This is a genomic window from Stenotrophomonas sp. YJH_SMC_32 (assembly GCF_059369975.1).
In genome coordinates, this window is the sequence record NZ_JCAFTE010000003.1 from 108,630 (window position 1) to 126,525 (window position 17,896).

The 17,896-nt window shown below is 66.4% G+C and carries 17 protein-coding genes; 8 read left to right on the forward strand and 9 right to left on the reverse strand.

The window, feature by feature from the left end; all coding sequences use genetic code 11:
* Positions 1–52: 52 nt before the first annotated feature.
* On the reverse strand, positions 53–1,057 hold the full coding sequence (locus AC5P7S_RS06495; protein WP_095376962.1) for a LacI family DNA-binding transcriptional regulator: 1,005 nt from the start codon (positions 1,055–1,057) through the stop codon (positions 53–55).
* Between the two features lie 95 nt (positions 1,058–1,152).
* Here AC5P7S_RS06495 and AC5P7S_RS06500 point away from each other — a divergent pair, with 95 nt between their 5' ends.
* From AC5P7S_RS06500 to AC5P7S_RS06520, 5 genes are read left to right on the forward strand one after another with little or no spacing between them, the layout of a single operon-like run.
* The gene (locus AC5P7S_RS06500) at positions 1,153–2,205 is read left to right on the forward strand and encodes a sugar phosphate isomerase/epimerase family protein (RefSeq protein ID WP_095376963.1); all 1,053 of its coding nucleotides are present in this window, start codon (positions 1,153–1,155) and stop codon (positions 2,203–2,205) included.
* 27 nt (positions 2,206–2,232) lie between these two features.
* Positions 2,233–3,450 (forward strand): nucleoside permease, encoded by a 1,218-nt coding sequence (locus AC5P7S_RS06505; protein WP_095376964.1) that lies wholly within the window; start codon positions 2,233–2,235, stop codon positions 3,448–3,450.
* A gap of 12 nt (positions 3,451–3,462) precedes the next feature.
* Positions 3,463–4,587, forward strand: a complete 1,125-nt coding sequence (locus tag AC5P7S_RS06510) for a Gfo/Idh/MocA family protein (RefSeq protein WP_095376965.1) — start codon at positions 3,463–3,465, stop codon at positions 4,585–4,587.
* A gap of 19 nt (positions 4,588–4,606) precedes the next feature.
* A complete protein-coding gene (locus AC5P7S_RS06515) occupies positions 4,607–5,473 on the forward strand; it encodes a sugar phosphate isomerase/epimerase family protein (protein ID WP_095376966.1) in 867 nt (288 codons plus the stop codon).
* Between the two features lie 18 nt (positions 5,474–5,491).
* On the forward strand, positions 5,492–5,788 hold the full coding sequence (locus AC5P7S_RS06520; protein ID WP_005415640.1) for a c-type cytochrome: 297 nt from the start codon (positions 5,492–5,494) through the stop codon (positions 5,786–5,788).
* Between the two features lie 10 nt (positions 5,789–5,798).
* Here the strand turns inward: AC5P7S_RS06520 and AC5P7S_RS06525 are convergent, their stop codons facing one another.
* The 5 genes from AC5P7S_RS06525 to AC5P7S_RS06545 all read right to left on the reverse strand — a co-directional run bounded on the left by AC5P7S_RS06525 (position 5,799) and on the right by AC5P7S_RS06545 (position 10,525).
* Positions 5,799–6,557, reverse strand: coding sequence for a 3-keto-disaccharide hydrolase (locus AC5P7S_RS06525; protein ID WP_095376967.1), 759 nt, complete (start codon positions 6,555–6,557; stop codon positions 5,799–5,801).
* Complete coding sequence (locus AC5P7S_RS06530) at positions 6,557–7,132, reverse strand: gluconate 2-dehydrogenase subunit 3 family protein (protein ID WP_005415638.1); 576 nt, start codon at positions 7,130–7,132, stop codon at positions 6,557–6,559. Before AC5P7S_RS06530 ends, AC5P7S_RS06525 begins: the two co-directional genes overlap by 1 nt.
* Entirely contained in the window at positions 7,132–8,817 is a 1,686-nt protein-coding gene (locus AC5P7S_RS06535) for a GMC oxidoreductase (RefSeq protein WP_005415637.1), read from the reverse strand. The genes AC5P7S_RS06530 and AC5P7S_RS06535 overlap by 1 nt, the downstream gene beginning before the upstream one ends.
* Before the next feature lie 27 nt (positions 8,818–8,844).
* Positions 8,845–9,750, reverse strand: a complete 906-nt coding sequence (locus AC5P7S_RS06540; RefSeq protein WP_095376968.1) for a hydroxypyruvate isomerase family protein — start codon at positions 9,748–9,750, stop codon at positions 8,845–8,847.
* 202 nt (positions 9,751–9,952) lie between these two features.
* Positions 9,953–10,525, reverse strand: a complete 573-nt coding sequence (locus AC5P7S_RS06545) for a single-stranded DNA-binding protein (protein ID WP_043034165.1) — start codon at positions 10,523–10,525, stop codon at positions 9,953–9,955.
* 291 nt (positions 10,526–10,816) lie between these two features.
* Here AC5P7S_RS06545 and AC5P7S_RS06550 point away from each other — a divergent pair, with 291 nt between their 5' ends.
* The 3 genes from AC5P7S_RS06550 to AC5P7S_RS06560 all read left to right on the forward strand — a co-directional run bounded on the left by AC5P7S_RS06550 (position 10,817) and on the right by AC5P7S_RS06560 (position 16,477).
* Entirely contained in the window at positions 10,817–11,848 is a 1,032-nt protein-coding gene (locus tag AC5P7S_RS06550) for a LacI family DNA-binding transcriptional regulator (protein WP_014646297.1), read from the forward strand.
* A 129-nt stretch (positions 11,849–11,977) separates the two neighbouring features.
* The gene (locus AC5P7S_RS06555; protein WP_005412555.1) at positions 11,978–12,880 is read left to right on the forward strand and encodes an ABC transporter ATP-binding protein; all 903 of its coding nucleotides are present in this window, start codon (positions 11,978–11,980) and stop codon (positions 12,878–12,880) included.
* Between the two features lie 12 nt (positions 12,881–12,892).
* The gene (locus tag AC5P7S_RS06560) at positions 12,893–16,477 is read left to right on the forward strand and encodes an ABC transporter permease/M1 family aminopeptidase (protein ID WP_495213613.1); all 3,585 of its coding nucleotides are present in this window, start codon (positions 12,893–12,895) and stop codon (positions 16,475–16,477) included.
* Between the two features lie 115 nt (positions 16,478–16,592).
* Here the strand turns inward: AC5P7S_RS06560 and AC5P7S_RS06565 are convergent, their stop codons facing one another.
* The 3 genes from AC5P7S_RS06565 to AC5P7S_RS06575 form a co-directional block, all read right to left on the reverse strand.
* Positions 16,593–16,886, reverse strand: coding sequence for a hypothetical protein (locus AC5P7S_RS06565; RefSeq protein WP_065177907.1), 294 nt, complete (start codon positions 16,884–16,886; stop codon positions 16,593–16,595).
* Entirely contained in the window at positions 16,883–17,284 is a 402-nt protein-coding gene (locus AC5P7S_RS06570; RefSeq protein ID WP_095376970.1) for a GNAT family N-acetyltransferase, read from the reverse strand. The genes AC5P7S_RS06565 and AC5P7S_RS06570 overlap by 4 nt, the downstream gene beginning before the upstream one ends.
* A 140-nt stretch (positions 17,285–17,424) precedes the next feature.
* The gene (locus AC5P7S_RS06575) at positions 17,425–17,811 is read right to left on the reverse strand and encodes an SseB family protein (protein WP_065196572.1); all 387 of its coding nucleotides are present in this window, start codon (positions 17,809–17,811) and stop codon (positions 17,425–17,427) included.
* Positions 17,812–17,896: the final 85 nt, after the last annotated feature.

Genomic DNA, 17,896 nt, shown 5'->3' on the forward strand with positions numbered 1-17,896 from the left:
GGGACGACGCGCGAGCCGGCCGCCCCGCTCCGGCTGCCCTGCCTCGCCTCCGCTACCGCCCAGGCGCCGCTGTCGAACCGCGCAGCATGAAGCTGAACTCCAGCGTCTGCTGAAGCGGTACATCGACCTGTTCAATGATGGCGAGCAGCAGGTTGACCGCGCGCTCGCCGATTTCACGCATCGGCTGCTGGATGGTCGTCAGCGGCGGGGTGAGGTAACGCGACGAGGCCAGGTCGTCGAAGCCGACGATGGAGAGCGCTTCCGGAACGCGGATGCCCCGGTCGCGACAGGCCGCCAGTGCCCCCAGTGCCATCTGGTCGCTGAAGCAGAACACCGCGGTCGGCACGGGCGTGTCATCCAGCAGCGCCATCACCGCCGCATGCCCGGACTCAACGGAAAAGTCCCCGGGCACGATGCTCAGCTGGCGCAGGCGACCCCGCGCCTTGCCGGCGGCCCGGACCCCTTCCAGCCGCTGCTGGTGCAGGGGGTTGTCAGGTGGCCCGCCGACCACGGCGATCCGTTCGTGCCCCAGGCCGTACAGGTGCTCCATCACCGCGCGTGCGGCGGCCGCGTTGTCGATATGGACGCTGGGGATGCCCAGTGCGGGGTCGAACTCGCATCCATTGACCACCGGCGCAGCTGCGCCGCGCTGCTCGACGATCTCGCGCGCGGTCGGTGGCAGGCGATGGCCCAGCACGATCATGCCGTCTGCCTCGTTGCGCCGGAGCATCTGCGCGTAGCGCTCCTCACGATCGGGTTGATGCTGGGTATCGCCCAGCAGAACCGCGTAACCGACCGCCTGCGCGGCCTCCTCCGCACCCTGCAGGATCTGTGCGAAGAACGGATTGGCGATGTCCGGGACGGTGACCAGGATCTTGCCGCTGCGCTGGGTCTTGAGCGTGCGGGCCACCGTGTTGGGCACATAGCCCAATGCGGCGGCGGCCTGCTCGATGCGCGCACGGGTGGCCGGCAGCACCTTGTCCGGCCGGGAAAGCGCCCGTGACACCGTGCCTGCGGAGACGCCGACGTGCCTGGCGATGTCGTAGATGGTGGCCATGGCGTTAGTTCTCCTGTCCGCTGTGCAGTGCACAACAGGTCCTGCGTGCGCCCCTGCTAGGATAATGCAATCGATTGCATCGCGGGCGAATCACGTTGAAGACGGTCAAGGGTCCAGCGCTGTTCCTGGCGCAGTTCATCGGCGACACAGCTCCTTTTGATCGGCTGGACACGCTGGCCGGATGGGCCGCGGGTCTGGGCTATTCTGGCGTACAAGTTCCCACCTCCGCGCCCCACCTGTTCGATCTGGCCGCGGCGGCACGCAGCCAGGCGTACTGCGACGATGTTGCCGGCATGCTGTCCGGGCACGGCCTGCAGATCACCGAACTGTCGACCCACCTGCAGGGGCAGCTGGTCGCGGTCCATCCCGCCTACGACAGCCTGTTCGACGGATTCGCACCCGCCGATGTGCGCGGCAACCCGCCCGCGCGCCAAGCCTGGGCCGTGGAGCAGCTGCGGCTCGCCGCGCAGGCCAGCCAGCGCCTGGGGCTGACCGCGCACGCCACCTTTTCCGGTGCGCTGGCCTGGCCCTACTTCTATCCGTGGCCGCAGCGCCCGCCGGGCCTGGTGGAAGAAGCCTTCGCCGAACTGGGCCGCCGCTGGCGCCCGATCCTGGATGTGTTCGACGCCTGCGGCGTGGACCTGTGCTTCGAACTCCATCCCGGCGAGGACCTGCACGACGGTGCGACCTTCGAGCGCTTCCTCGATGAGGTCGACCATCATCCCCGCGCGAAGATCCTGTACGACCCCAGCCACCTGCTGCTACAGCAGATGGACTACCTCGGCTTCATCGACCGCTACCACGCCCGCATCGGCATCTTCCACGTCAAGGACGCGGAGTATCGCCCCAGCGCGCGCAGCGGCGTGTATGGCGGCTACCAGGACTGGATCGATCGTCCGGGCCGGTTCCGCTCACCCGGTGACGGCCAGATCGACTTCAAGGCGATCTTCTCGAAGTTCGCCCAGTACGACTTCCCCGGCTGGGCGGTGCTGGAGTGGGAGTGCTGCCTGAAACACCCGGAGGACGGCGCGCGCGAGGGTGCCGCCTTCATCCGCGATCACATCATCCATGTAACCGAACGCGCCTTCGACGACTTTGCCGGGAGCGCCACGGACGCTGGATCACTGCGCCGCATGCTGGGAATCTGAGCCAAGACCGCCCCGGGAGGGCAAGCCATGACGCACGCCATGTCGCGCCTGGGCGCGATGATGTTTCTGCAGTTCTTCATCTGGGGGGCGTGGTTCGTCACCCTGGGCACCTACCTGGTACAGGGCCCGCTGCAGGCCAGCGCAAGCCAGGTGGCAACGGCGTTCCTCAGCCAGTCCATCGGCGCCATCGTGGCGCCGTTCCTGGTCGGCCTGATCGCAGACCGCTACTTCGCGGCGCAGCGCATCCTGGCGATACTGCACCTGGCCGGCGCGGTGCTGATGTGGCTGGCGTCCACCGCCACCAGCTTCAGCATGTTCTCCGCCTGCGTGATGGGCTACATGCTGCTGTTCATGCCGACGCTGGCACTGGCCAACAGCGTCGCCATGCGGCACATGCAATCGCCGGAGAAGCAGTTCCCGCTGGTACGCGTGGCCGGCAGCATCGGCTGGATCATCGCCGGGGTGCTGATCGGCTGGCTGGGCTGGGAACAGGCGCACCGGCTTGAACTGACCTTCCGCATGGCCGCATTGGCATCGCTGGTGCTGGGCCTGTATGCGTTCACCCTGCCGCACACGCCGCCGCTGGCGCAGCAGCGCGATGCCGGGCTGGGACAGATCCTGGGGCTGGATTCACTGCGGTTGCTGAAGTCGCGCGCCTACCTGGTGTTCTTCCTGGCTTCCATCGCCATCTGCATCCCGCTGTCGTTCTACTACAACTTCACCAATCCGTATCTCAACGACCTCGGTGTGCACGGCGCCGCCGGACTGCAGTCGCTGGGCCAGGTCTCCGAAGTGCTGCTGATGCTGGCCATGCCGTTCCTGTTCGTGCGGCTGGGGGTGAAGACCATGCTGGCGGTCGGCATGGCGGCCTGGGTCGTGCGCTACGCGCTGTTCGCCTTCGGCGATGCGGGCAGTGGCTTCTCCCTGCTTGTGATCGGCATCGTACTGCATGGCATCTGCTACGACTTCTTCTTCGTCACCGGCCAGATCTACACCGATGCCCACGCCGGCCCCGCCGCGCGCAGCAGCGCGCAGGGCTTCATCACCCTGGCCACCTATGGCGTGGGCATGCTGATCGGCACCTTCCTGTCCGGCGCGGTAGTGGAGCACTTCACCACTGCAGCGGGCCCGGACTGGCAGCAGATCTGGTTGTTCCCGGCCGGCGTCGCACTGGTGGTGTTGATCGCCTTCCTGCTGCTGTTCCGCGACCGCCCGGTAGCTGCGGCCGCGTCGTCCCCCCCCTGAGGAGACCAGCCGATGCCCCCGCTTGGAATCGCCATCATTGGTACCGGCATGATCGGTGCGGTGCATCGCCGCGCGGCACTGCTGGCTGGCGCCGAGGTGCGCGGCGTGGCCGCCTCGTCGCCGCAGCGCGCGCGCGAGGTGGCGCACGCGTGGAATGTCCCGCGCGCCTATCGCGATATCGAGGACGTCGTCGCTGATCCCCAGGTACAGGTCGTGCACATCTGCACGCCCAATCATCTGCACCGCACGATGGCGCAGGCCGCACTGGAAGCCGGCAAGCACGTGATCTGCGAGAAACCGTTGGCGACGACGCTGGACGATGCGCAGGCGCTGGCGGCGCTGGCCGCCTCGACCGGATTGGTCGCCACCGTCCCCTTCGTCTACCGCTACCACCCGGTGGTCCGCGAGGCACGTGCACGCATCACGCAGGGCGATCTGGGGCCACTGCACCTGATCCATGGCAGCTACCTGCAGGACTGGCTGCTGGACCCGGCCAGCAACAACTGGCGGGTTGACCCGGCACTGGGTGGTACATCGCGCGTGTTCGCTGACATCGGGTCGCATTGGTGCGACCTGGTTGAATGGGTCAGCGGCGAGTGCTTCGCCGAAGTGAACGCGGCGTTTGCCACGGTGATCGCCGAACGCAGCGCAACCACCTCCCAGAGCTTCAGCACGCCGGCGACAGACGGCGCAAAGCAAGCGGTCGAGAGCGAGGACGTGGCCGCAGCAATGTTCAGGACCGGCGCGGGCACGCTGGCGTCATTGACGGTCAGCCAGGTCTCGGCCGGACGCCACAACCGGCTCTGGTTCGAGATCGACGGCGCCAACGCCAGCGTGGCGTTCAACCAGGAGGATGCCGAGCGGCTGTGGATCGGCCTGCCCGAACAGCGCGAGGAAATCTTCGTGCGCGGCCCGGGCGCCGGCAGCGCCGAACAACGCCGGTTGTCGCCGCTGCCAGCGGGGCACGCGCAGGGCTACGGGCAGTGCTTCGAAGCGTTCGTGGCCGACACCTATCGCGCCATTGAAGGCGAGCGGCCGCAGGGCCTGCCCACCTTCGAAGACGGCCTGCGCTCGGCGCGGATCGTTGATCGTGTCATTGCATCGGCCAGGTCACGCACCTGGACCGCCATCGGTTGAATCCCGGGAGGATCTGTTGATGAACATCCCTGTCCGTAGAACTGCAACCCTCGTCCTGCTGCTGCTCGCAGTCCTGCCCGCCTTCGCAGGAAACACAGCCGGTGCGCAGAAGCCCATCGCCGTGCAGATGTACACGCTGCGCAATGCCGGGCCGCTCGACCAGCAGCTGAAGATCGTCCACGACGCGGGCGTGCGTGCGGTGGAGACCGTCGGTACGCAGAATGCAAGCGCTGCGGAACTGAAACAATTGCTGGACCGTTACTCGATCAAAGCGGTTTCCTCGCACGTTCAGCTGGCCGAGCTGCGCGACAACCTGGATGCCGTGGTGGCCTTCAACCGCTCGATTGGCAACAGCACGCTGGTGGTGCCCTACCTGGACCAGAAGGACCGCCCGCGCGATGCCGCCGGCTGGACCGCATTGGGACGGGAGCTGGGCCGGATTGCCAGGCAGGTGCGCGGCAGGGGGATGCAGCTGGCCTACCACAACCACGACTTCGAGCTGGTCGACTTCAATGGCAGAACCGGACTGGAGCTGCTGTTCGACGCCGCCGGCCCCGAGCTGCAGACCGAACTGGACCTGGCCTGGGTCGCGCGCGCGGGCCTGGACCCGGTCGTGATGCTTGGCAAGTTCCGCGGCCACGTATTTGCGGTACACGCCAAGGACAATGCGCCCAAGGGCCAGGCCGAAGACGAAGGTGGATTCGCTGCGGTCGGCCAGGGCGTGCTGGACTGGAACGCGATCCTGCCAGCCGCCGCCAACGCTGGCGTGCAGTGGTACATCGTGGAGCACGACCAGCCACGCGACCCCGCCAAGGTCATCCAGGCCGGCGCTGACTACCTGCGTGAACACCTGACTACCAACCCGCCCACCCGTGCCCACCGCTGACGCATCAAGGAGCCCCACATGAAAATGATCCTGGCAGTGGCCGTGGCCCTGGGCGGCATGAACGTTGCGACGGCAGCGTGGGCCAAGGACGACCCGGCCGCGGGTGCGAAACTCTACGCCCAGCACTGCACTGCCTGCCACGGTGCTGAACGCACCGGTGTACCACCGACGTTCCCGGCGCTCACCGATGTCGGCAAGCGGCTGCAGCCCGCCCAGGTCAAGGACAGGATCAGGAAGGGCGGCGGCCTGATGCCACCCTTCCCGCAGCTGTCACAGCAGGAGATCGATGACATCGCCAGCTACCTGGCGAAGTAGCCGGTGAGCGCTACAGCTCGCGCACCCAGATGTTGCGGTAGCTGACCTTGGAGTCATGTTCCTGCAGATACAGCGGCGCGCACCCATGCGGCGCGTACGACGGTGCGCCGATGTACTCGGTCCTGCCCGCCAGCACGGTGTGGTCCTGTACCAGCACGCCGTTGTGCAGCACGGTGATCCGTGCGGGCGACGTCAGGCCGCCGCCCGGCGAGAAGCGCGGGGCCTTCCAGATGATGTCGTAGACCTGCCACTGGCCCGGTGCGCGCGAGGCGTTCACCCGTGGCATGGCCTGCTTGTAGATGGAACCCGCCTGGCCATTGGCATAGGTCGGGTTGTGGTAACTGTCGAGCACCTGCAGTTCATACAGTTCCTGCAGGAAGATCCCGCTGTTGCCCCGGTTCTGGCCGTCGAAGCCCTTGGTTTCGGTGGGCGTGCGCCACTCGACATGCAGCTGGACATCGCAGAAGCGTTGCCGGGTGCGGATGCCCTTGCTGCCCGGAACGACAGTCATGGCGCCATCGGCCACCTCCCAGGGCACGCTGCCACCCTGCTCCGCCTCCCACGCGGAGACATCCTTGCCATCGAACAGCACGATCGCATCGGACGGTGCCTTGCCAGGTGGCGTTGCCACGGTCGCGGGCACAGGACTCCACACTTCGGTCTTCTTCGGGTCACGCACAGCGTCGGCATTGTCCTGTGCGAACGCAGATGCAGCGGCCAGCAGGCCGGCGGTGATCAACGCAGGGCGGATCATCAGGTTGGTGTCCATCAGCTGGTCCCCCAGGCAGGTGTGCCGGGGACATAGGCGAGGTCACCGTCGTAGCGCCCCGGCACGGCGACGTACTGCAGCACCCCGGTCGCACCGACCTTGGAGGTGAAGAAGCCGAAGATGGCCAGCTGCTTGATCATCGTGAAGTAATGCGGCATGGCTTCGCCCTCTTCGGGCGTTCCGGTCTCGGTCACGTCTGCATTGCGCGCCTTGGCTTCGGCATCCAGTGTACGCAGCAAACCGGTGCGCGCCTCCGGCGTGAGCGACACGAAGCGGCCACCGGCGCGCTTGTCGATGTCCGCCAGCCCGGCGCGGAACACCGCCTGCTGCCTGGCGGTGTAGCAGTCGCTGACGAACGTCGCCATGAACGCACCGGCGCCCGCGTCCTTCGCCCCGGGTGTCCGGGTCCGCGGCAGGATGGTTTCGGCAATCTCGTCCAGCGTGCCGATTTCGGCATCGGAGAACGCGGCCATCATCCCAGCCGCTGGTGCTTTGCCATGCACCAGCGCTGGCAGGCCAACCATCGCCGCACCGGTGGCGGCGACGATCATCTTCAGCAGTTCGCGGCGATCCATCACAGGTTCCCCGCTTTCAGTTCGCGTACCGCGTGGTCGGCCGCGCGCGCGGTCAGCGCCATGTAGGTCAGCGACGGATTCACGCAGGCGCTGGAGGTCATGCAGGCACCGTCGGTGACGTACACATTGGGCGCATCCCACACCTGGTTGTGCGCGTTCAACACCGAGCTCTTCCGGTCACGTCCCATACGCGCAGTCCCCATCTCATGGATGCCCTTGCCCGGGGCGTAGTCGTTGTCGTGCATCTTCACGTCCTTGACCCCGGCCGCCTCCAGCATCTCGGCAGCGTCAGCGGCCATGTCCTTGCGCATCGCCAGTTCGTTGGCGCGCATGGACACATCCATCGCCAGCACCGGCAGCCCCCACTTGTCCTTACGGTCGCGGTCCAGGTGGATCGTGTTGTCGTGGTGCGGCAGCATCTCACCGAACCCGGTCATGCCGATGCGCCAGTCACCCGGCACGGTCAGCGCCTCCTTCAGGTCGGCACCGATGTTCAGCTCGGCGATCTCGCGCGACCAGCCGGTGCGGCTGGCACCGCCCTGGTAGCCGAATCCGCGCAGGTAGCCACGCTTGTCGGCGGCGACATTGCGGAACCGCGGAATGTAGAAGCCGCACGGACGGCGGCCGAAGTAGTACTTGTCTTCGTAGCCCTCGACCCGGCCCGAGGCGCCCGCACCGAAATGATGGTCCATCACATTGTGCCCCAGCTCGCCCGACGAAGAACCCAGCCCCCCCTCCCAGACATCGGTGGCCGAGTTCATCAGCAGCCAGGTCGAGTTGAAGGACGATGCGTTGAGGAAGATGACCTTGGCCGTGTACTGATAGGTCTGCCCGGTCTCGGCGTCGATCACCTCCACGCCACGCGCGCGCTTGCGATCCTTGTCGTAGAGCACTTCCTTGACGATCGAGAACGGCCGCAGGGTCAGGTTGCCGGTCTTCATCGCCGCCGGCAGCGTCGCCGACTGGGTGGAGAAGTAGGCACCAAAGGGACAGCCCAGAATGCACTTGTTGCGATACTGGCAGTTCACGCGCCCCTGCTCGGGCATCGGCTGGGTGATGTTGGCAGTGCGCGAGTGGATCATGTGCCGGGTGCCGCCGAAGGCCTTCTTGATCCGCGCGGCCACGTCCTTCTCGACGATGTTCAACGGGATCGGCGGCAGGAACTCACCATCCGGCAGCACGTCCAGTCCCTCGCGCGTGCCGGCGATGCCGGCGAACTTTTCCACATGGTCGTACCACGGCGCGATGTCGGCATAGCGGATCGGCCAATCGGTGGCGATGCCCTCCTTGAGGTTCGCCTCGAAATCCAGGTCGGAGAAGCGGTAGCTCTGACGGCCCCACAACAGCGAACGGCCACCGACGTGGTAGCCGCGGAACCAGTCGAAGCGCTTGGTCTCGATGTAGGGCGAGTCCTGCTCGTTGGCCCACATTCCTTCCAGGTTTTCGGCCAGGCCATAGTCGCGCATCAGCACCGGGAAGTCGGCCTTCATCGCCTGCGTTGGCCGGTTGCGATGCGGGAAGTCCCACGCTTCCTTCATCGCATTGACGTAGTCCTTGACGTGCTCGATGTTGCGTCCGCGTTCCAGCATCAGGACCTTCAGGCCCTTCTCGGTCAGCTCCTTCGCTGCCCAACCGCCACTGATTCCCGAGCCAACAACAATGGCGTCGTAGTGATTATCTGCCATGGGTTTCTCACCTGGGTGGATATCGTTTCAGACGTCGCAGAGGCGGATCGCCTCGCGCAATGAGGCAACGGGATCGGGCGCGGCAGGCATGAACTCCTGCGCCAGATACCCCTTGAAACCGGTGTCGCGGATCGCGCGACAGATGGCCGGATAGTTCAGCTCCTGCCGGTCCCCGATCTCGTTCCGGCCGGGCACCCCTGCCGTGTGGTAATGCTTGAAGCAGGCGTGGTGTTTCCCGATGGTGGCGATGATGTCGCCTTCCATGATCTGCATGTGGTAGATGTCGTAGAGCAGGCCGAAGTTGTCCGAGCCGAGCCGCTGGCACAGCTCCACACCCCATGCGGAGTGGTCGCACAGGTAGTCGTGATGATCGACCCTGGAATTGAGCAACTCCATCACCAGCACCACGCCGCGCTTCTCGGCATGCCCGAGGATGCGCTTGAGGCCAGCCTCGGCATTGGCCATGCCGTCATGCGGGTCCATACCGTTGCGGTTGCCGGAGAAGCAGATGAGATTCCGGTAACCGGCATCGGCCACCAGATCGATGTGCCGCGTGTAGCGCTCCACCAGTTGATCGTGGAACTCGCGGCCGGCGAAACCCTTGGTCAGGCCCAGTTCCGCGCCGTTGCACATCGAGCTGTAGACGCCGTGGGCTTTCAGCGTGGGCCAGTCATCCGGGCCGACCAGGTCGATGGCGGCGAAACCGATGTCCTTCACCGTCGTGCAGAGCTGGGCGACCGACAGCTGCGGGAAGGTCCAGCGGGCCACGGCGTGCTTCAGGTTGCCCTTCAGCGGTGCAGTGGCGGCGAATGCGGGCAACGCCCCCGCGGTCGTCACGGCCCCCAGGCCAATGCTGCCGGCAACTGCGAGGCGCAGCGCATCGCGCCGCGTGAGCCCCGTCGCCGGGGCCGGTCTGATCGAATGGATGGACATCCATCTGCCGGCCTCCCAACCGGTATCAAACGCAACGATTCACAGCAATGCAATCGATTGCACCATAGGGGAGGAAATTGCATGCTTGCAAGTTGCGGTGCACGAAAATTCAATGCTGCGGGGCACAACTCCGCAGGAATCGCGGACAAAGAAAAGCCCCGCATGAGCGGGGCTTTCTTTTCTGCTGCGCGCAAGCGGTCGATCAGAACGGAATATCGTCGTCAGCGAAGTCGTCCATCGGCGGCGCCTGCTGCGGCTGCGGACGCTGGTTGCCGCCCTGGTTGCCGTAGCCGCCACCTTGGTTGCCGCCCTGGTTGCCATAGCCACCGCCCTGGCCACCACGCTGGCCGCCGCCACCGCCGCCGTACTCCTGGCGCGGCGCCTGCTGGCGCTGCGGACGATCGCCGCCGTAGTTGCCGCCACCGCCGCCGCCGCCTTCACCGCGGCCGCCCAGCATCTGCATTTCATCGGCGATGATATCGGTGGAGTACTTCTCCACGCCGTCCTGGCCGGTGTACTTGTCGTAACGCAGGCTGCCTTCGACGTAGACCGAGCTGCCCTTGCGCAGGTACTCGCCGGCGATCTCGCCGAGCTTGCCGAAGAACACCACGCGGTGCCATTCGGTGCGCTCCTGCTGGTTGCCATCCTTGTCCTTGCGGACGCTGGTGGTGGCCAGGCTGATGCGGGTGATCGCCATGCCGCCCTGGGTGTACTTCACGTCCGGGTCGTTGCCAAGATTGCCGACCAGGATGACTTTGTTGATGCCGCGCGCCATAGGTACCTTCGTCCGTTGTCCAGGGGCAGACCGCCAGTGATAGCACAGCCCCGGGCGGGGTGCAGTACGCTGGGCCGCCCCTGGTGAAATTTGGGGGAATGCGAGAACGACGCATCTTACCATTGCCGCCGCCATCCGCCCGGTCAGGAGACCCCGACCGCACCGAAGGATCAGGCTGATTTCCTTGTCCGGCAATGACTTACCTGCGCCCCGACCGACGTTCAGAGGGGCATTCGCGTCTGCGCATGGCATCATGCCCGGGCACCTTCCACCTGCCCGCTCCGCCCGCACATGACGATCAAAGGCAAAGCCACCTCCCTCGACATCGCCCACCTGGCCGGGGTCTCCCAGCCGACCGTGTCGCGGGCCCTGCGTGGCAGCCCGATGGTCAACGCCGAGACCCGCGAGCGCATCCTGCGCATCGCCCGCGAGCTGAATTACAAGGTCGACAAGAACGCCTCCAGTCTGCGCCTGCGCAATGCCGGCACGCTGGCCCTGCTGTTCTTCGAGGATCCGACCAACGACGATTCGCTGATCAACCCGTTCTTCCATTCGATGCTGGGCTCGATCACCCGCGCCTGCGCCCTGCACGGGCAGGACCTGCTGGTGTCGTTCCAGCAGCTGTCCACCGACTGGCAGGCGGATTACGAAGACAGCAACAAGGCCGATGGCATCATCCTGCTCGGTTATGGCGACTACCACGAATCGCGCGACCGCCTGCAGCGGCTGGTTGAACAGGGCACGCACTTCGTTCGCTGGGGCGCCGCCCTGCCCGGCCAGCCCGGTGTCTCGATCGGCAGCGACAACTTCCAGGGCGGGCATGACATCACCACCCATCTGCTGCAGCAGGGCTGCCGCCGCATCGCCTTCCTCGGCCATGCCTCCAGCCATTACCCCGAATTCCAGGAGCGCTACCGCGGCCATGTCGCGGCGCTGCAGGACCACGGCCTGGCCGCCGAACCGGCGCTGCAGCACGATGCGATCACCACCGAGGCCTCCGGCCAGGAGGCCTGCCAGGCCCTGCTGGCGCGCGGCGAGCCGATCGATGCGATCTGCGCGGCCAGCGACCTGATCGCCATCGGTGCGATGCGCGCCCTGCGCGAGGCCGGGCTGCGGGTACCGCAGGACGTGGCGGTGACCGGCTTCGACGACATCCCGCTGGCCGCTTCGGTATCCCCGGCGCTGACCACCGTGCAGCAGGACACCAAGCAGGCCGGGCAGCTGCTGGTGGAACGCCTGCTGGCGCTGATCGGGCGGCAGCCGGTGGACAGCCAGAGCATCCCGGTGAAGCTGGTCGTGCGCGAATCATCCCTGCGCGGGTAGGCGCCGCTGGGCCGGCGCTCCGGCCAACGCACGATGGCGGGGTTCTCCCCCCATGACCAACGGCGGATGCGCACGGACGCGGTTGCGCGGATAACGCGCAGACATTGCCCATGGAAAGGTGTACGTCGCATGCTGAAGATCGATTCGCTGTCCAAGACGTACGCCAACGGCGTGCATGCCCTCAACAACGTCACCCTGGACATCCCGCGCGGCATGTTCGGCCTGCTCGGCCCGAACGGCGCTGGCAAGTCGTCGCTGATGCGCACGCTGTCCACCCTGCAGGAGGCCGACAGCGGCACGGCGACGCTCAGCATTCCGGGCGAGGCGCCGATCGACGTACTGCGCGACAAGGATGCGGTGCGCCGCCGGCTGGGCTACCTGCCGCAGGATTTCGGCGTGTACCCGAAAGTCAGCGCGCTGGACCTGCTGGAACATTTCGCGGTGCTCAAGGGCCTGACCCAGCGCGCCCAGCGTCGCGAGGTGGTCGATGGACTGCTGCAGCAGGTGAACCTCTGGGACGCGCGCAAGCGCAAGCTGGGCACCTACTCCGGCGGCATGCGCCAGCGCTTCGGCATCGCTCAGGCGCTGTTGGGTGACCCACGCTTGGTAATCGTCGACGAACCCACCGCCGGCCTCGATCCGGAGGAACGCAACCGCTTCCTCAACCTGCTGGCGGCGATTGGCGAGAACGTGGCGGTGATCCTGTCCACCCACATCGTCGAGGACGTGACCGACCTGTGCCCGACGATGGCGATCATGAACAAGGGCCAGGTGCTGCTGACCGGGCGACCGGCCGATGCCATCGATGCCCTGCAGCAGCAGGTCTGGCGCAAGCAGGTCGATCCTTCGGAACTGGCCGACCATGAAGCACGCTACGTGGTGCTCTCGACCCGCCTGGTCGGGGGCCGCCCAGTGATCCACGTGCACAGCGCCAACGACCCCGGCGATGGCTTCGCGGCCGTGGCTCCCGACCTTGAGGACGTGTACTTCCAGCGCCTGCGCCTGCAGGCCCGTGCCCGCGCGGCAGCCTGAGCGGAGCACACCATGATCCTCGATTTCTTCCGTTTCGAGCTGCGCGAGCAGCTGCGCTCCCCGCTGCTGTGGCTGCTGGCCGGGCTGTTCGCCCTGCTCGCCTTCGCCGCCGCCTCCAGCGATGCGGTGCAGATCGGTGGCGGTAGCGGCAACGTGCACAGCAACGCGCCCACCGTGATCGCGCAGATGCTGGGCATCTTCACCCTGCTCGGCATGCTGGTCACTGCACTGTTCGTCAGCAATGCGCTGCTGCGTGACTTCGAACTGGGCACCGCCGAACTGATCTTCGCCAGCCCGGTGAAACGCCGCGACCACCTGGCGGGGCGCATCGCCGCTGCCCTCGCCGCCGGGCTGCTGGTTTACGTGGTGATCGCGTTCGGGCTGTGGCTGGCACCGTTCATGCCGTGGGTCGATCCCGAGCGCATGGGCCCGATCAGCTGGCAGGGCTATGCGTGGACGTTCGCGGTCATCGTCATTCCGAACCTGTTGTTCACCACCGCACTGCTGTCGCTGCTGGCGGCACTGACCCGCTCGATCCTGTGGGTCTACATCGGCCTGGTGGCCTACCTGGTGCTGTACGGTGCCAGCGCGGCCCTGCTGCGTGACATCGACAATACGTGGATCGCGGTGCTGAGCGAACCGCTGGGCATGCGCGCCCTCGGCCGCACGATCCGCTACTGGTCCACCGCCGAACGCAACAACGGGATTCCCGAGCTGGCCGGTTACCTGCTGGCCAACCGTGCTCTGTGGTTGGGTGTGGCTGCCGCGCTGTTCGCCGCCACCTTCGCGCTGTTCCGTACCGAACGCAGCGGCAGTGGTCGTCGGCGCTGGGGCCGCAGGCAGGCGCAACCGGTTGCCGATGCCGCCAGTGTCCGCCCCACCCGCGCAGCACTGCCGCGCGTGGTGCCGGCGTTCACCGCCACCACGGCGTGGCGGCAGTTCCTGCGCCAGGTGCGCTTCGATGCACGCGGCGTGCTGCGCAGCGTACCGTTCATCGTGCTGCTGGTGCTGGGCCTGGCCAACTTCCTGCCCAGCGCGCTGTTCCGGCAGACCCTGTACGGCACCTCGATCTGGCCGGTCACCTCGCAGATGATCATGGCCCTGCAGGGCGCCTTCAGCTGGCTGCTGGTGATCATCGTGCTGTTCTTCGCCGGTGAACTGGTCTGGAAGGAACGCAGCGCGCGTATCAACGAAGTGACCGATGCCATGCCGGTGCCGAACTGGGTGCCACTGCTGGCCAAGTTCACTGCGCTGCTGGCGGTGATCGTCTGCTTCCAGGCCGCCGGTGCGCTGGCCGCGATGGGCGTGCAGCTGGCCAAGGGCTACACCCATCTGGAGCCGCTGCTGTACCTGCGCAGCCTGGCGCTGGATTCGGTGGTCTACATCCTGATGGGGGGCCTGGCGCTGGTGCTGCAGGTACTCACCAACAACAAGTTCGTCGGTTACGCGCTGCTGATCGTGGTGATGATCGGCCAGGGCGTGCTCGGCCTGCTCGACTACACGCAGCACCTGTACAACTTCGGCAGCTGGCCCAACGCGCCCTATTCGGACATGAACGGCTACGGCCACTTCCTGCCGGGGCAGCTGGCCTTCCAGGGTTACTGGGCGCTGTTCCTGCTGACGCTGATGTGTCTGGCGTCAGCCTTCTGGGTACGCGGTGTCAGCCAGGGGCTGCGCCAGCGCCTGGCGCTGGCTGGCCGTCGCCTGCGCGGCCCTACCGGCGCCTTTGCGGCGCTGGCAGCAGTGGCGTTCGTCGGCGTGGGCGGCTGGCTGTACTGGAGCACCAACATCCGCAACGAGTTCATCCCGCCCGACCAGCAGCTGGACCTGCAGGCCCGCTACGAGCGCGAGCTGTCGAAGTACCGCAACCTGCCGCAGCCACGCATTGTCGCCGTGGACAACCGCGTGGACCTGTTCCCGGAATCGCAGTCGATGGTGATCGACGCGAACTGGACCATCCGCAACCTGCACGCGCAGCCCATCCAGGACCTGCATGTCTCAATGGGCGACGACAAGCAGCTGCTGGCCGCCGACCTCGGCGGGCAGAAGTTGACCTTCCACGACAAGGATCTCGGCTACCGCATCTACCGGCTGGACAGGCCGCTGCAACCGGGCGAAACCCGCAGCGTGCATTTCCGGGTGGTGCAGAAGCCCAACGGCATCACCGCCGGCCAGGCCCCGAGCAACATCGTGGACAACGGCACGTTCTTCAACAGCCGCGTACTGCCGTCCTTCGGCTATAACGAGGGCGCCGAGATCAGCGACCGCAACGAACGCCGCAAGCGCGATCTCGGTGAACCGCGGCGCATGCCCAGGCTGGAAGACGAGGCAGCGCGGGCCAACACCTATATCTCCAATGATGCCGACTGGCTCGATTTCCGCACCACGGTGTGCACCGCGCCGGACCAGGTCGCGCTGGCGCCGGGCTACCTGCGGCACGAGACCACGGTGAATGGCCGGCGCTGCTTCAGCTATGCCATGGACCGGCCCATGCTGAACTTCTACGCGTATCTGTCGGCACGCTGGGAGGTGCGCAAGGCGAAGTACAAGGACATCCCGATCGAGGTCTACTTCGAACCGGCGCACGGCTACAACGTGGACCGGATGATCGAGGCGGTGCAGAAATCACTGGCCTACTACGAGGCGAACTTCACGCCGTACCAGCACCGCCAGGTACGCATCATCGAGTTCCCGGGCTATGCCCGCTTCGCGCAGTCGTTCGCCAACACCATCCCCTACTCCGAGGCCATCGGTTTCATCGCTGACCTGCGTGACCCGGACAAGGTGGACTACGTGTTCTACGTGACCGCGCACGAGATCGCACACCAGTGGTGGGCGCACCAGGTGATTGGTGCCAACGTGCAGGGCGCAACGGTGCTGTCCGAATCGTTGTCGCAGTACTCGGCGCTGATGGTGATGGAGCAGGAGTACGGCCGCCAGCATATGCGCCAGTTCCTCAAGCGCGAGCTGGACGGTTACCTGTCCGGCCGCGGCGGCGAGGCCATCGAGGAACAGCCGCTGGAGCGCGTGGAGAACCAGCAGTACATCCACTACCAGAAGGGTTCGCTGGTGTTCTATCGGCTGCGCGAGGAAATCGGCGAGCAGGCCCTGAACCGGGCGTTGAAGCGCTTCCTGCAGGACAAGGGCTACCAGCAGCCGCCGTACACCACCTCACGCGAGCTGCTGGGCTACATCCGCGCCGAGACCCCGGCTGACCGCCAGCAGCTGGTCACCGATCTGTTCGAGAAGATCAGCTTCTACGACAACCGGGTGATGGCCGCCAGCGCCCGCAAGCGCGATGACGGGCGCTACGACGTGACCCTGGACCTGCACGCCGCCAAGCAGTACGCCGATGGCAAGGGCAAGGAGAGCGACGCGAAGATGGATGACTGGGTCGAGATCGGCGTGTTCGCCAACGGCCCGTCGGGCAAGGAGCGCGACCAGAAGGTGCTGTACCTGCAGCGCCACCACATCACCAGCGCCGAGCCGAAGATCACGGTGACGGTGGACGGGAAGCCGGATGAAGCGGGCTTCGATCCCTACAACAAGCTGATCGACCGGGTGAGCGATGACAACCGGAGCAAGGTGACGATGTGAGGGAGGGGGCGCCGGCCTGTGCGCCGGCGCTCCACGCAACGCGTGCGGGCTTGGCTCGGCCTTGCTGTGGTGCCGAGCCCTGCTCGGCACATTGTCCAGGACAGCCGGCGAAGGTTCAGCGCACCGGGGACTTCGGGCCCAGCAATGCCAACAGCACATAGACCACGATCGAGGCGACCGTACCTAGTGCTGCCGGTACCCCGAACGCCCAGCCCGAGCGCCCCTGCTGGCGCGCCCACTGGGCCAGATGCCAAGCCGCGCCCAGGTTGATCAGCCAGGCGATGACAAACACCGGCCACTGCACCATGCCTACCGCGCGCAGCAGGGGCATGGCCACTAGGGCCGCAACGATGGCCACGATCAGGAAGATCAGGGCCGAGCGGGAATGGCGTACCGTGGATGCGCTCATGCGGCCAACCTGCGCACCATCACCAGCCCATCCAGGGCCTCGGTCTGCAGGTACAGGTCGGAAACGCCCATCCGCGCGGCCTGTGCCGCAGCCTGTTCGACCAGACCACTGGCCAATCCGCGGCCGCGATGGCTGTCGGCCACGAATACGCTGCCCAACCAGTACTCGTACTGTGGAAAGGCCTGCATCTCGCGGCGCTTGAGCTGGACTGCACCGACCACCTGCCCATCTTCGAAAGCGGCGATCAGGTGCGGGAAACCTTCAGCATCCTGCGGCGGGTCGAGCCGTTGCAGTTCCTGTTCCAGCGTCAGGCCGGCGTCCCGGCCCCATTGCGCGTGGTACCACTGCGCCAATTGCTGTCGTTCCGCTGCGTCGGCAGGCAATACCCTGAACTCCATGACCAGGCCTCGATCCCGATGTCGCCCAAGGGGATCACGGACGGCGTTCGAAGGGAAGCCTTCTGTAGCGTCGAGCCTTGCACGACTGAGCGGGCATTGCGCGAACGGCAGCCGAGCATGGGCTCGGCTCTACATGACAATCAACCCTGGGCGAAGTCCTTCAGGATCTCGCCGATGCCGCTGGGCGAGATCTCGAAGCCCAGCGCGGTGCCCGGGTTGATCACCACGCCGTAGCCGCCGGGCACGCGGCGCAGCACGTCCAGCATCAGCCAGCGGATCTGGTGTTCGGCCTGCTGGCTGTAGATGCCCACCCGCGATGGATCGGTGAACACGGCCACGTGCAGCGTGCCCTGCTTGTCGAACAGCAGCGGGTCGAAACCGCTGCCATCGGGGGTCACCAGGCTGCCGGTCTGCAGCACCACCTCGGAGGCGACGAAGGCTTCCATGAAGGCGCGGATCGGCACCGCCCCGTCCATCGCCGCCTTCAGCAGGGTTTCGATCGGGGTCTGCGGGACGAGGTCGGTCATGGCGGTACGGCAGGGCGTGAGGGGTGCCTATTGTGCCGGATGTGGTCCCCCCGGTAGTGCCGGCCGCTGGCCGGCACCTGAAGGG